Source organism: Sorangium sp. So ce406, from assembly GCF_051474675.1.
GTDB lineage: Bacteria > Myxococcota_A > Polyangia > Polyangiales > Polyangiaceae > Sorangium > Sorangium cellulosum_G.
Genome location: NZ_CP150340.1, coordinates 5,337,704 through 5,351,554, shown reverse-complemented (window position 1 = coordinate 5,351,554; position 13,851 = coordinate 5,337,704). Strand labels below are relative to the sequence as shown.

Genomic DNA, 13,851 nt, shown 5'->3' with positions numbered 1-13,851 from the left:
TCAGATGAGCTCGCTCTTCTTGACTTTGCCGCTCGCCGTCTTGGGGAGCGCGTCCATGAACTCGACGAACTTGGGCACGGCGACCTCGTCGAGCTCGGACCGCACCTTCTTGCGGACATCGTCCGCCGTCACCGCGGCGTCGGCGGCCCTCACGACCGCGGCCTTCACCGCGACCCCGAGCACCTGGTCCGGCACGCCGACCACCGCCGCCTCCACGACGCCGGGGACCTTGCAGATCACGGACTCGACCTCCAGCGGGCTCACCTTCTCGCCGCGGGTCTTGATGATGTCGTCCTTGCGCGCGACGAAGTAGAGGTACCGGTCCTCATCCAGCTTGAAGAGGTCCCCGGTGTGCAGCACCACCTCGCCGGGGAAGGGCCCCGGCCGGAGCGCGCGCGCGGTCGCATCTGGATTCTTCCAGTAGCCGCGCATCACGTTCGGCCCTCGGACGACGAGCTCGCCCACCTCGCCCGGCTCGGCCCGCGTGCCGTCTTCGCGCTCGATCCAGAGCTCCTCGTTCGGCATGGCGATGCCCACGGACGCCGGCCGCTCGAGCGCGAGGGACGGCGGCAGGTAGCAGACGCGCGTGCACTCGGTCTGGCCATACATCGCGAAGAAGGCGACGTTGGGCAGGAGCTCGCGGAGCCGCAGGAGCTGCGGCGCCGGGAGCCCGTACGCGGCGTTGGTCATGTACCGGAGCGCGGAGAGATCGGCCTTCGCGAAGTTCTTGAGCGAGAGCATCGAGGCGAAGATCGTCGGCACGCCCGCGAAGCCGGTGGCGCGCTCCTCGGCCATCTTCTGGACGATGGGCCACGGCATGGAGAAGCCCTTCTCGAGCACGACGGTCCCGCCGAACGCGTGGGTCACGAGTAGCTGGAAGAGCCCGTAGGTGTGCGACAGCGGCAGCACGCAGAGGATCACGTCGTCCGCCGTGTGCTCGAGGTACGCGCCGATCGCCGCGGTGCTGTTGCGGAGGTTCTGGTGCGTCAGCATCACGCCCTTCGACTCGCCCGTGCTGCCGCTCGTCCAGCAGATCGTCGCGAGATCGAGCTCGATAGCGCGGCGCTCCGGTGCTTCTCCCGGCGCGCCGGCCAGCGCCTCCTGGAAGTCGCGGCCGTCGGGCGGGGCGGCGGCGGCCGCCGCCGCCGGGGGCGCGGCGCCGCTCAGGAACGTCGCCGCCGGCCTCGCGCCGGGCGGGAGCTCGGCCACGGCGGCGAGCGTGTCGCGCATGCCGCGCGCCGCCACCAGCACGCGGGGCCCGGCGAGCTCCATCACCTGGCCGAAGCGCCGCGGCCGCATGGCGGTGCCGAGCAGCGACGGCACCCCGTCGGCCCGCAGCGCGCCGTAGTAGGCGACGACCGCGTCCACGCCGTTGTCGAGCGCGATCATGACGCGGTCGCCGCGATGCACGCTCGCCTCACGGAAGAGTGCGGCGCAGCGGTCGGCGAGCGCGTCGAGCTCGCGGTACGTGATCCGCCGCCCTTCCGAGACCAGCGCGACGTGGTCGGGGCGCGAAGCGGCGAACGATCGCAGCGCCGAGTCGATGAGGAAGCGATCCGAGCGCGGATCGCGGCGAGCGGTGTGCTGCGTGCTCATGCGCCCCCCGGGGTGTTCGGGCTAGTTGCTGCTCTTCTTGCTGTTCACGTAGGTCACGAGCCGGGCGATCGAGCCGAAATTCTCCGGCACCATCTCCTCGTCGGCGACCTGGATGCCGAGGTCCTGCTCGAGGAACTGGACGATCTCGAGGACGGCCGTCGAATCCAGGATTCCCTGATCGAGCAAAGGGACCTCGGCCCCGAGATCGGCGGTGGCGCCCCGATAGCCGAACGAGGTGACCAGGAAGTTGCGAATCGTCGATTCGATGCTGGAAGTGCTCATGGAGTTAGTTTTTACGTCTATCACCCTCCCGGCTTTCCTGTCGAGAGTGCTCGGCGGAGCGCGCGGCGGTGCTCGGAATGCAGCGGAACGGCGCGAGGCGCGCCCTATGCCGCGGTGATGTCGGGCAGCGGTGTCGCGCGACATCACCGCGTGGCATCACCACGCGCGCCGCCGCAGGGGAGATCGCGACTCGCGATCTCGTCGCGACCCCGAGCTCGTCAGGCGTGGCCCTGGTCGCGGACGAGCAGCGGCTGGGCGTGGAGGTACTGCGCCACGCGGCGCTTTGCCTCGATGTCCTTGAACACGCGCTCCACCTGCTCCGGCGTGATGCCGACGGCGGGCGCCGCCTCCGCGGCGGAAACCTTGTTGTTGTAGGCGTAGAGGCAGAGGTCCATCTTGTCGTAGGGGAGCGCGAAGTAGAACTCGTCCTGCCCCTGCGGCATCGAGAACGTGTCGGTCGTCGGCGCGCGCCCGCGGATGTCGGCGGGGACGCCGATGTACTCGGCGAGCGCGTAGACCTGGCTCTTGTACAGGTGCGCGATCGGCTTGAAATCCGCGGCGCCGTCGCCCTGCTTCACGAAGAAGCCCTGATCGTACTCGAGCAGGTTCGGCGTGCCGGCGACCGCGTAGTTGAGCCTGTCGCCGTGGTAGTACTCCATCATTTTGCGGATGCGCTGCTTGAAGTTCGTCGCGGCGACGAGCTGCAGGTAGGCGTTCAGGGGCATCCGCTTCACGCGCGGCTCCTCGCCGGGCGGCTGCGCCGTGAGCTGCGAGACGTTGAGCCTGTCGCTCTCGAGGATCGACGGCAGCGTGATCTTGAACTTCCAGCTCTCGTTGTAGTCCGGGTAGACCATCCGGATCGCCTCGTCCTGCCGCTCGTAGCAGCGGAGGCCGCTCAGCGCTGGCTTGATGTTCTCGATGACCGCCTCGATGCCGAGCTGCTCGGCGAGCATCTTGCCGAGCCGGAGCGCGTCGTCCGAGGTGTCGCGCTCGGGCATGAAGATGCCGAGCACCTTGTCCTTGCCGAGCGCGCGGACGCACAGCGTCGAGACGACGGAGCTGTCGATCCCGCCCGAGATCCCCACCACGGCCCCGCGCTTCCGCAGCGTGCCGAACACCTGGTCCCGGATGGCCTTCTCGATCTCTTGCGCTATCGCCGGGGCATCGATCCTGAGGACGTCTCGCGAAAACATGGTTGGCATCCACCCTTTCAAAAAGATGGACCAGACTATTAAAACGGAGCGCGGCAGGGAACCCCGTTCGCCGTGGGCCGCCGCGAGGCCGGGTAGCTCGCGGAAACAGCGCCTCGCTCCGCGAGCGGCGAGGGCCGGAGCGAGGTGGTCCGCCCGCGCTGTCCGGGGGGCGCTGCGCCGCTGTGGGGTTCTCGCTGTGGGGTGTTCCGCTGCAGGGCCGCGTCCGGGATAGCGCGCCGGCGCGGCCGCGGCGTCAGATGGAGGGCCGCGGCTCGCCGGTCGCGGAGAACTCGTTGGACTCCGCGGCCAGGACCCAGAGCACGGCCATGCGGACCGCGACGCCGGCCTCGACCTGGTCGAGGATCACGCTCTGCTTGCCGTCGGCCACGCGCGGATCGATCTCCACGCCGCGGTTCATCGGCCCAGGGTGCATCACGATCGCGTCCGGCTTGGCGAGCGCGAGCCGGGCCGGGTTGAGCCCGAAGGTGCGGCTGTACTCGCGCATGCTGGGGAGGAAGCTGCCGCTCAGGCGCTCGCGCTGGACCCGCAGCATCATCACCACGTCGGCCCCCTCGAGGGCCGGCTCGATCCGGTCGTAGAGGGTCGCGCCGAGCGACTCGCCCGCGACCGGCAGGAGCGTGCGCGGGCCGGCGAAGCGGACCCGGGCGCCCATCGTGGTGAGCAGGTGCGCGTTCGAGCGGGCCACGCGGCTGTGGACGATGTCGCCGCAGATCGCGACCTCCAGCCCCTCGAGCCGGCCCTTGGCGCGCCGGATCGTGAACGCGTCGAGCAGCGCCTGGGTCGGGTGCTCGTGCGTGCCGTCGCCCGCGTTGACCACCGCGGCGCGCGTGCGCGCGGCGACGTGGTGCGGCGCGCCCGACGCGCTGTGCCGGATGACCAGCACGTCCGGCTGCATCGCCTGGAGGTTCTGCACCGTGTCGAGCAGCGACTCCCCCTTGACGGCGCTCGAGGTGGAGACGCTGATGTTGATGACGTCGGCGCTGAGCCGCTTGCCGGCGAGCTCGAACGACGTCCGCGTGCGCGTCGAGGGCTCATAGAACAGGTTCACGACGGTCTTGCCGCGGAGCGTGGGCACCTTGCGCACGCTCCGCCGGGAGACGTCGAAGAGCGACTCGGCCGCGTCCAGGAGCGACACGATCTCGGGTTGAGAGAGCCCCTCGATGCCGAGCAGGTGTCGGTGCGGGTAAATCCTCCTCATGGGCTGGCTCACGTCCCTTCCGGGGGAGAGGGGGGCTCGGAGAGCTTCGCGTCGGCGGCGGCGACGAGAGCCCAGAGCTCGCCGGCGCGCTCCACCACGTCGACGCGCTGCCCGGGGGCGAGCTCGACCGCACGGACGACGTAATCCGGGTGGATCGGCAGCTCCCGGCCGCCGCGATCGACAAGCGCGACGAGCTCGATCCGCTGGGGTCGCCCGTAGTCGAGCACCGCGTCGACCGCCGCGCGGATGGTGCGGCCGGTGTAGATCACGTCGTCGATCAGCACGATGCGCCGGCCGTCGACGGGGAAGGAGATGTGGCTGGGGCCGATGCGCGGGTTCGGCAGGGCGGTCGCGGCGTCGTCGCGGTACAGCGTGATGTCGACGGCGCCGACGGGCGGCGCGTGGCCCTCGATCTCGAGGAGCAGGGCGGCCAGCCGCTTGGCCAGCGGCTCGCCCCCCCGTCGAATGCCGATCAGCGCCAGATCCTCCACGCCGCGGCCGCGCTCGGCGATCTGGAGAGCGACGCGCCGCAGGCCGCGCCCGATGGCGGCCGGGTCGAGCAGAGCTTCCATGGCGCGGCGAGGGCTACCACAGCGGGCCCCGTGCACCCAAGGGCCGTGTGCGCCGTCCGCCGGATCGCCCGTCCGCCCGCGGCAGAGCGCGGGCATCCGGCCGCGCCGCGCTGCGCGCCGCTGCGGAGGGCGCGCGGCGCCGCGCCGTTGCGGCAGCCGAGCGGCGATGCTGGCGCGCTCAGTCGGGCTGGTGCAGGACGCGCTGGGTGCGCTCGAGGAAATAGAACCGCTCGAACCCCGCGCGCTGAAAGGTGAGCGCGCCGAACGCGTTCACCGCGATCGCGGCCGCGCCGAGGGCGTAGAACGGCACGCCGAACCGGCGGCCCCCCACGGCGATCATGGCGAAGAGGAACGGGGCGAAGTCGTTGGAGAAGCGGTAACCGAACTGGATCCAGCCGCTGTTCTGGTAGAAGAGGCTCGGCAGCGCGACCGCGGCCGCCGTGGCGGCGAGCGCCCAGAACACGGGCGGCGTGCGCCGGGGCCAGATCGCCCACGCGTAGAGGGGCGTGGTCACCCAGAGCGCGAGCCCGTGCGCGTTGATCTGGAACGGCGCGCCCTGCACGTGGGAGTACGGCAGGCTGGTGAGCACCACCGCGAGGTTGCGCGGCAGGTAGTGGTACGAGAAGAGCCCCCATTTCTCGATCCGGGCGCGCCAGGCGATGTGGAGGTAGCGGTGCCCGAACTCGGTCGCGTCGCCGAACCGCGCGTGGTTGTGCCAGAGCAGGGCCGAGAGCACGAGCGCGGCCGGCGCGGCGAACAGCGCGAGCCGGCGCAGGACGGCGCGCGGATCCGAGCGGCCCGCGCGGAGCGCCTCGTAGAGGAACAGCGGCGCGGCGAAGCCGAGCGGCGTGCGCGTCGCGAACCCGAGGCCGAGGGCGAGGCCCGCCGCGAGCGGGTGGGCCGCGTCGAGCGCGCAGTAGAGGTAGACGCAGGCGAGCGCGACGCCGACCACGTGCGCCGCGAACCACACCGTCCCTTGCACGGCGCTGAACCAGTAGACGCTCCCGAGCGCGAAGAGCAGCGCGAGCGCGATGTTCTCGGCCTGCGTGCGGCGGCTGCGCCGCGACGCCGAGAGCTTCTCCAGGGCGAGGAAGAGGACGGCCGGGCCGACGCCGGCGAACGCCAGGAAGAACTGCCCGTCGCGCACGCGCTCGGCGCTGCCGGCGAGCTGGACGAGGGGCGCGATGAGGACCGCGGGGAAGGGGGGGAAGCTGACGTAGTAGCGGTCGCCGAGCACGGCGAAGTCGTTGCCGCCCGCGTAGGCCGGCGGCGGTCCGCCGAGGTCGAGGCGGCCGCGCAGCCACGCCTCGGCGAGCAGGGCGTAGTGGTTGTAGGGCGTGTGGGCGGCGAAGATCTCGCGGGAGGAGCTGACCGCGTACACGAGCGTCGCGAGCGCGTAGATCGCGAGCGCGATCACCTCGCGCCGGCCCGCTCGCCGTGCTTCTCCCGAAGGTTCCGTTCGCTGCTCGGCGGCGCCCGCGGCAGGGGCCTCGGGCCTGGCGCTACGGTCCATGCACCGGCGACGCTACCACGCGGCCCCGAACGGACGGCGGCGCCGAGCGAGGAAGAGAGGGAGAGAGGAAAAGCAGCCGAGGCGGTCGTCGCTCGGTCTTGCGAGCCAACGCACCCCGCGCTAAACGCTCCGCTTTCACTGGCCCGGAACCCATGTCCCAGATCGCCGTCTCCGCCAATGACATCGACATTTCCGGCATCTCGCTGGACATGCCGCTGCCGACCGACTGGTTGAACGCAGAGCTCGCCGACGCCGACGTCAGCGGGCGCGCGCCAGGCCATCTCTCTGCCCGCCTCTCCCGGACGGGGAACGAAATCGTCGTGCGCGGCCGCGTCAAGGCGCCCGTCGCCACGCCGTGCGCGAGATGCCTCTCTCCGGCCCCGCTCGACATCGACGCCGAGCTCTCTCTCCTGCTACGCCCGGCCCCCAAGGCGGAGAGCCACGGGCCGGGGCACCGGCATCGCCGCGACGACGCGGCGGGCCGTAACGGGTCGGCAAAGGCCGAGGCCAAGACCAAGGAGCCCGAGTACGAGTTCACGGCCGAGGAGGCCGACGTCGACACGTACGACGGCGAGACGGTGGTGCTCGATCCCTTCATCCGGGAGGCCATTCTCCTCGAGATGCCGAACTTCCCCTTGTGCTCGGAAGCTTGCCCGGGTATCGGTCCTGCCGCGTCCCGAGAGGACCGCGAAGGCGGCTCCTCGACCCTCGTCGCGGGGGCGGGGGAGGAGGACGGGGCCGCTCCGGGCCTCGACCCGCGGCTCGCGCCGCTCAGCGCGCTCCGAGACAAGCTCGGACAGAAGCCCAGCGCCTCTGACAAGCGCGCGCAACCTGCCTCGACCTCCCCGGCCAGCGCCGGGACATCGAAGAAGAAGACCAAGAAGGAGTAGCTCCGTGGCCGTCCCCAAGAGGAAAACCACCCCCAGCAAGCGCGACATGCGGCGCGCCAACCACGACAAGGTGACCCCCGTCCAGCTCGTCTCTTGCGAGAACTGCGGGGAAGCCCGGCTCCCGCACCGCGCGTGCGGCGCCTGCGGGCACTACAACGGGCGCAAGGCGAAGGCGACCAAGGCGACCGCGGCCACATGACCAGGGCGGGTGCGCGGACGCCGGCGCGTGAGAACGCTGCGCCCGCGCACCCGGGCGCGGCGAGGGCGCGCGAGAGCGCCGACGCGCGAGGGCCCGTCGCATGAGCGCCGCGCGGCCGAGGAGTCGCATCCTCGGGACGGGCAGCTACGCGCCCGCCCGGGTCCTTCACAACACCGATCTCGAGAAGATCGTCGACACCTCCGACAGCTGGATCAGCGAGCGGACGGGGATCCGTCGGCGCCACGTCGCCGCCGACGGCGAGCTCACGAGCGACATGGCGTCCGCCGCCGGCCGCTCGGCCCTCGCGGCCGCGGGCCTCACCGCGGCTGACCTCGACATGATCATCGTCGGGACGATCAGCGGCGACCACCCGATGCCCGCCTGCGCGGTCTACGTGCAGCAGAAGCTCGGCGCCGAGGAGATCCCCGCGTTCGACATCTCGGCGGCCTGCGCGGGCTTCGTCTACGGGCTCACGATCGCCGATCAGTTCATCTCGAACGGCGTGGCCCGGAACGTCCTCGTGATCGGCGTCGAGCTGCTCTCGCGCATCCTGAACTGGAAGGATCGCACGACGTGCGTCCTGTTCGGCGACGGCGCTGGCGCGGTCGTGCTCGGGCCTGCGTCCGACGACGGCCGGGGCATCGTCTCGACGCGGATCTTCAGCGACGGCGCGCTCGCGAACTCGCTGGTCATCCCGGGCGGCGGCACGGCCGAGCCGCTCACCGCCGAGGGCATCGAGCAGAACCGCAACAAGGTCCACATGGTGGGCCAGGACATCTTCAAGGTCGCCGTGAAGAACCTCTCCAGCGCGTCGTTGATCGCGCTCGAGACGGCGGGCATGGCGGCCTCCGAGCTCGACTGGGTCGTCGCCCACCAGGCGAACCTGCGGATCATCAGCCAGGTCGCCGCGCGGCTGAACCTCCCCCTCGATCGGTTCGTGCTCAACATCGAGGAGTACGGCAACACCTCGAGCGCCTCCATCCCCATCGCCCTCGACGAGGCGGTGCGCGACGGGCGCATCAAGCCGGGTCACAACGTCCTGTTCTGCGCGCTCGGCGCCGGCATCTCCTGGGGCGCATCCGTCGTCCGGATGTGAGCGGGCGATGCGGGCGCGCCGGCGTTGGGGTCGAGATCTGCGCGTCGCGGCGGCTGAGCTCGCCCGGCGCGCCTGCATGAGCGGGGCTCGGCGGGCGCCGGCCTCGTGACGTGGCTCGGGGACGGACGTCGTCCGCCTCCTCTGCTTGGACGTGAGGACAAACGTGAAAATCGCTTGGCTATTTCCAGGGCAAGGGGCGCAAGAGGTAGGGATGGGCAAGGCCCTCGCCGAGGTCTCGGCGGCGGCGCGCGGCGCGTTCGCGCGGGCTGACGCCGCGCTCGGCGAGCCGATCTCGCGGCTCTGCTTCGAGGGGCCGATCGAGGAGCTGACGAAGACGAGCAACACCCAGCCCGCCATCGTCGCCACGAGCTGCGCCGTGGCCGCGGCGCTCATCGAGCACCTGCCCAACCTCGAGCCGCCGCTCTACGCGGCCGGCCACTCGCTCGGCGAGTACAGCGCGCTGGTCGCCGCCGGCGCGCTCGAGATCGAGGAGGCCGTGCGGCTCTGCCGGATCCGCGGCAGCGCGATGCAGGAGGCCGTGCCGGCGGGCGAGGGGGCCATGGCGGCGCTCATCGGGCTCGAACAGGACGTGGTGCTCGCCCTCTGCGCCGAGGCGGCGCAAGGCCAGGTGGTCGCGCCGGCGAACTACAACGGGCCGGGGCAGATCGTGATCGCCGGCCACAGCGGGGCGGTCGCGCGGGCGGGCGAGCTCGCCGTGGCCCGCGGCGGCAAGTCCATCCCGCTCAAGGTGAGCGCCCCCTTCCACTGTGCGCTGATGCGGCCCGCGGCCGAGCGCCTGCGCCCCGAGCTCGACCGCACGCAGCTCAGGCCGCTCGCCTTCCCGGTCGTCGCGAACGTCGACGCCACGCCGAACTCCGATCCGGAGCGGGTGCGCTCTCTCCTCCTGCGCCAGGTCGACGGGACCGTGCAGTGGATGCGGACGATCGAGCGCATGGCGGAGGACGGCGTCACGCACGCCCTCGAGATCGGCCCTGGCAAGGTGCTCGCCGGGCTTGTCAAGCGGATCACGAAGCAGATCAAGGTGCTCAGCGTGAGCGACATGGCGGGGATTGAGCGCGTGAGCGCGTTCCTTTCGGAGGCATAGGCATCGATGTTCGACCTTACGGGCAAAGTTGCGATCGTCACGGGCGGATCGCGGGGAATTGGGCGGGCTGCGTCCGAGGCGCTGGCGGCGCAGGGCGCGCACGTGATCGTCAACTACGTGCGCGGTGAGGCCGAGGCGCGCGCGGTCGTCGAGGCGATCACCGCGCGAGGCGGCAAGGCCGAGGCGCTCGGCTTCGACGTCGCGAACCTGCAGGCGACCGAGGCCGCCATCGCGGAGGCGGCGAAGCGGCTCGGCCGGCTCGACATCCTCGTCGCGAACGCAGGGATCGCCATCGACGGCCTGCTCCTGCGGATCAAGGAGGAGGACCTCGACCGCCTCTTCGCCGTGAACGTGAAGGGCGCGATCGCGTGCGCCCGCGCCGCGACCAAGGTCATGATGCGCGCGCGCACGGGCCGTATCGTCTTCCTCTCCAGCGTCGTGGCCGAGATGGGCAACGTGGGCCAGACGGCCTATGCCGCGACCAAGGCGGCCCTGCTCGGCGTGACGAAGTCGCTCGCCCGCGAGTACGCGGGGCGCGGCATCACCGTCAACGCCGTGGCGCCCGGCTACATCGACACCGACATGACCACGACGATCAGCGCCGAGATGAAAGAGGGCCTGACCAAGATGGTGCCGCTCGGGCGTACGGGGCGAGCCGAGGAGGTCGCCGCGGCGATCGCATTCCTGTGCTCCGACGAGGCGAGCTACGTGACGGGCGAGACGCTCCGCGTCAACGGCGGAATGTACGTCTGAGCGCGACAGCCCGCGCACCTCGGAAGGCGCGCGTCTCGCTCGGAAGCAAGCGGCAAACGAGGCGCACACGAAAAAAGCGGCCGCAGGTAATTCGATGATGCAACGCTGAGGGCGATGGGCTACTAGGGGGTCCGTTTTCCCGGGAGGAATACCATGGCTGAAGGTCGCGACATCACGGCCGAAGTAAAGCGGATCATCAAGGAGCAGCTCGACGTCGAGGAGTCTCACATCAAGCCTGAAGCGTCGTTCATCGACGATCTGGGCGCCGATTCGCTGGGCCTGGTGGAGCTTGTCCTGGCGTTCGAGGAGGCGTTCGAGATCGACATTCCGGACGAGGACACGGAGAAGATCCGGACTGTCCAGGATGCGATCAACTACATCGAAGGGCACACCAAGAAGTAGCGTCCTCACCGCCCTACCGGACGCGGCGTCACCATGGAGGGTTGACGGCCACGTGGGCCAGCGAAGGGCCTGCCTCTTCGCCGAAGCACGTGTTCGCACCTCCGTGGTGGCGCTAGGGCAAAAAAAGCCATGGAACGCGTTGTCATCACCGGCATCGGGCTCGTCACGCCCAACGGCATCGGGACGCAGGCCACCTGGCAATCTTTGCTGGCTGGTCAGTCCGGTATCGGACCCATCACCCTCTTCGACGCGAGCACCTATCCGAGCCGCTTCGCCGGCGAGGTGAAGGGCTTCGTCCCGGAGGAGTACATCCCCAAGAAGAAGGTGAAGGAGATGGGGCGCTTCGCCCAGCTCTCCATCGCCGCCTCGCAGATGTGCATGCAGGACGCGGGGATCGAGCTCACCGAGGAAGACCGCGATCAGTGCGGCACGTTCATCGGCGTCGGCCTGGGTGGCCTCGAGTACCTGTACCAGCACTCGATCACCCTGCACGAGAAGGGCCCCCAGAAGGTCAGCCCCTACTTCATTCCGACGGTCATCGCCAACCTCGCCGCCGGGCAGGTGGCGATGGCGCTCAACCTGCGCGGCGCGAGCTACTGCAACACGAGCGCGTGCTCGTCGAGCGCGCACTCGCTCGGCGAGGCGTTCGAGTGGATCCGCCGGGGCCGCTCCCACATCATGCTCACGGGCGGCGCGGAGGCGACGATCACCGGCCTCGGCATCGGCGGCTTCTGCGCGATGTTCGCCCTCTCGCGGCGCAACGAGGAGCCGCAGCGGGCGAGCCGCCCCTGGGACAAGGGGCGCGACGGCTTCGTCTGCGCCGAGGGCGCCGGGTCGCTGCTGCTCGAGTCGCTCTCGCACGCGAAGCAGCGCGGCGCGAAGATCTACGCGGAGGTCGTGGGGTACGGCGCCTCGTGCGACGCGTACCACATCACGAAGCCGGCGCCTGACGGCGCCGGGGCGCAGCGCGCGATGAAGATGGCGCTCGATGACGCGCGGCTCGCGCCGGACGCGATCGACTACATCAACGCGCACGGCACCTCGACGCCGCAGGGCGACATCGAGGAGACCCGGGCGATCCTCAAGACCTTCGGCGATCACGCGGCGTCGAAGCGACTCTGGGTGAGCTCCACCAAGTCGGCGATGGGCCACCTGCTCGGCGGCGCCGGCGGCGTCGAGGCGGCGGTCTGCGCGCTCGCGCTGCGCGACGGCAAGGTGCCGCCGACGCTCAACCTGGACGATCCCGATCCCGAGTGCACGCTGGACTACGTGCCGTTCACCTCCCGCGATCGCCGCCTGAAGCACGTGATGTCGAACTCCTTCGGCTTCGGCGGGACGAACGTCTCGCTCGTGCTCTCCCAGTTCGAAGGCTGACCGCGCGCCGCGCTGGATGGCTCGATGAAGTGCCCATTTTGCGGCCACCTCGAGGACCGGGTCATCGACTCCCGCGCCGGCGGCGCGGGCGAGGTGATCCGCAGGCGGCGCGAGTGCGCCTCGTGCGAGCGGAGGTTCACGACGTACGAGCGCGTCGAGGACATCCTGCCGACCGTCGTCAAGAAGGACGGCCGGCGCGAGCCGTTCGATCGCCAGAAGCTCGTGCGTGGGCTCCGGATCGCCTGCAACAAGCGGCCCGTTTCCACCGACCAGATCGAGACTATCGCCGACGCGATCGAGCGCGAGGCGCAGGAGTCCGAGCGGCGGGAGATCTCGTCGACCGAGCTCGGCGAGCGCGTGATGAACCACCTGCGCACCCTGGATGAGGTCGCCTATGTCCGGTTCGCAAGCGTCTATCGCTCCTTTCGAGACATCGACCAGTTCATGGTCGAGCTTGGCAAGCTTGTGAAGGCCAAGGCGCCCTAGTAGATCCGGCACTTCGATGCCAGCGAAGCTCCCCAGCCCCGATCCCGACTTCGACGCCGCGATGATGCGCCTCGCCATCGAGGAGGCGCACAAGGCGATGCCGTCGCCGAATCCCCCGGTCGGCGCGGTGGTGGTGAACACGGCGGGGGAGGTCGTCGCCGTCGCGCACCACGCGCGCGCCGGCGAGGAGCACGCGGAGGGGCTGGCCCTCGCGACCGCCGGAGACGCGGCGCGCGGCGGGACGCTCTACGTGACGCTCGAGCCCTGCAACCACGAGGGGCGCACGCCGCCGTGCGTGGACGCGGTGCTGAGCGCCGGCATCAAGCGGGTCGTCGTCGGCGCGCCCGACCCGAACCCGGCGGTGGTCGGCGGCGGGGCGCAGCGGCTCAGCGACGCCGGGCTCGCCGTCGAGCTCGGCGTCGCCGGCGCCGAGGCCCGCGCGCTGATCGCGCCCTGGACCAAGTTCGTCACGACGGGGATCCCCCACATCGCGCTCAAGCTCGCCCTGTCGCTCGACGGCCGCATCGCGACCCGCACCGGGGCGTCGAAGTGGGTCACTGGCCCGGAGGCGCGCGCGAAGGTGCAGGAGCTGCGCTCGCGGCACGACGCGGTGGCGATCGGCATCGGGACCGCGCTCGCCGACGACCCCCGGCTCACGCTGCGCGAGCCCGGGCTCGCGCCGGGGGGGAAGAGCCCCATCCGGCTCGTCTTCGACACGCGGCTCCGGCTTCCGCTCCACACGCGGCTGGCGCAGACGGCGCGGGAGGTGCCGACCTGGGTGCTCACGGGCGCCGACGCGCCGGAGGCGGCCGAGCAGGTGCTCGTCGACGCCGGCTGCGTCGTCCTGCGCGCGCCGACCTCCGCCGAGGGCCGGGTCGACGTGACCGCCGCGATGCGCCTCTGCGCATCGCAGGGGATCGTCTCCATCCTCGTGGAGGGCGGCGCCGAGCTCGCCGGCAGCCTGCTCGCGTCGCGCCTGCCGGACGAGCTGCACGCCTTCGTCGCCCCGATCCTGCTCGGCCCGCGCGGCCGGCCGGGCGCGGTCGACTGGGCCGGCCCGGACACGCCGGGGGACGCCCCTCGGATCGTCGATCCGCGTTGGGAGCTCTGCGGCCGCGACGCGTACGTCAGCGGCCCGCTCGCCTTCCCCGCGCGGAGCTGACTGGCCCGC

The 13,851-nt window shown here is 71.1% G+C and carries 15 protein-coding genes; 9 read left to right on the top strand and 6 right to left on the bottom strand.

The window, feature by feature from the left end; all coding sequences use genetic code 11:
• From WME96_RS19670 to WME96_RS19645, 6 genes are all read right to left on the bottom strand, one after another.
• Nucleotides 1-1,596 carry a class I adenylate-forming enzyme family protein gene (locus WME96_RS19670; protein WP_437291633.1) on the bottom strand — a complete coding sequence of 532 codons (1,596 nt, stop codon included), beginning with the start codon at nt 1,594-1,596 and terminating at the stop codon, nt 1-3.
• Nucleotides 1,597-1,617: 21 nt separating this feature from the next.
• Nucleotides 1,618-1,878, bottom strand: a complete 261-nt coding sequence (locus tag WME96_RS19665) for an acyl carrier protein (RefSeq protein WP_061618211.1) — start codon at nt 1,876-1,878, stop codon at nt 1,618-1,620.
• Nucleotides 1,879-2,096: 218 nt separating this feature from the next.
• The gene (gene nadE, locus WME96_RS19660; RefSeq protein ID WP_437291632.1) at nt 2,097-3,071 is read right to left on the bottom strand and encodes an NAD(+) synthase; all 975 of its coding nucleotides are present in this window, start codon (nt 3,069-3,071) and stop codon (nt 2,097-2,099) included.
• Between the two features lie 253 nt (nt 3,072-3,324).
• A complete protein-coding gene (locus WME96_RS19655) occupies nt 3,325-4,290 on the bottom strand; it encodes an aspartate carbamoyltransferase catalytic subunit (RefSeq protein ID WP_061618214.1) in 966 nt (321 codons plus the stop codon).
• A gap of 8 nt (nt 4,291-4,298) precedes the next feature.
• Nucleotides 4,299-4,862, bottom strand: coding sequence for a bifunctional pyr operon transcriptional regulator/uracil phosphoribosyltransferase PyrR (pyrR, locus tag WME96_RS19650; RefSeq protein WP_437291631.1), 564 nt, complete (start codon nt 4,860-4,862; stop codon nt 4,299-4,301).
• Between the two features lie 178 nt (nt 4,863-5,040).
• Nucleotides 5,041-6,375, bottom strand: coding sequence for a hypothetical protein (locus tag WME96_RS19645; RefSeq protein WP_437291630.1), 1,335 nt, complete (start codon nt 6,373-6,375; stop codon nt 5,041-5,043).
• A gap of 98 nt (nt 6,376-6,473) precedes the next feature.
• Here WME96_RS19645 and WME96_RS19640 point away from each other — a divergent pair, with 98 nt between their 5' ends.
• The 9 genes from WME96_RS19640 (at nt 6,474) to ribD (ending at nt 13,842) form a co-directional block, all read left to right on the top strand.
• Nucleotides 6,474-7,265 carry a YceD family protein gene (locus tag WME96_RS19640; protein WP_437291629.1) on the top strand — a complete coding sequence of 264 codons (792 nt, stop codon included), beginning with the start codon at nt 6,474-6,476 and terminating at the stop codon, nt 7,263-7,265.
• Between the two features lie 4 nt (nt 7,266-7,269).
• Nucleotides 7,270-7,464, top strand: coding sequence for a 50S ribosomal protein L32 (gene rpmF, locus WME96_RS19635; protein ID WP_020736516.1), 195 nt, complete (start codon nt 7,270-7,272; stop codon nt 7,462-7,464).
• A 100-nt stretch (nt 7,465-7,564) separates the two neighbouring features.
• Nucleotides 7,565-8,560, top strand: a complete 996-nt coding sequence (locus WME96_RS19630; RefSeq protein ID WP_437291628.1) for a beta-ketoacyl-ACP synthase III — start codon at nt 7,565-7,567, stop codon at nt 8,558-8,560.
• A gap of 163 nt (nt 8,561-8,723) precedes the next feature.
• Nucleotides 8,724-9,665 carry an ACP S-malonyltransferase gene (gene fabD, locus WME96_RS19625; protein WP_437291627.1) on the top strand — a complete coding sequence of 314 codons (942 nt, stop codon included), beginning with the start codon at nt 8,724-8,726 and terminating at the stop codon, nt 9,663-9,665.
• Between the two features lie 6 nt (nt 9,666-9,671).
• On the top strand, nt 9,672-10,418 hold the full coding sequence (gene fabG, locus WME96_RS19620; RefSeq protein ID WP_433937025.1) for a 3-oxoacyl-ACP reductase FabG: 747 nt from the start codon (nt 9,672-9,674) through the stop codon (nt 10,416-10,418).
• 153 nt (nt 10,419-10,571) lie between these two features.
• Entirely contained in the window at nt 10,572-10,820 is a 249-nt protein-coding gene (gene acpP, locus WME96_RS19615; RefSeq protein WP_061612542.1) for an acyl carrier protein, read from the top strand.
• Between the two features lie 129 nt (nt 10,821-10,949).
• Complete coding sequence (gene fabF, locus WME96_RS19610) at nt 10,950-12,194, top strand: beta-ketoacyl-ACP synthase II (protein WP_437291626.1); 1,245 nt, start codon at nt 10,950-10,952, stop codon at nt 12,192-12,194.
• Between the two features lie 24 nt (nt 12,195-12,218).
• A complete protein-coding gene (gene nrdR / locus WME96_RS19605) occupies nt 12,219-12,680 on the top strand; it encodes a transcriptional regulator NrdR (RefSeq protein WP_061615006.1) in 462 nt (153 codons plus the stop codon).
• Nucleotides 12,681-12,696: 16 nt separating this feature from the next.
• Nucleotides 12,697-13,842 carry a bifunctional diaminohydroxyphosphoribosylaminopyrimidine deaminase/5-amino-6-(5-phosphoribosylamino)uracil reductase RibD gene (ribD, locus tag WME96_RS19600; protein ID WP_437291625.1) on the top strand — a complete coding sequence of 382 codons (1,146 nt, stop codon included), beginning with the start codon at nt 12,697-12,699 and terminating at the stop codon, nt 13,840-13,842.
• Nucleotides 13,843-13,851: the final 9 nt, after the last annotated feature.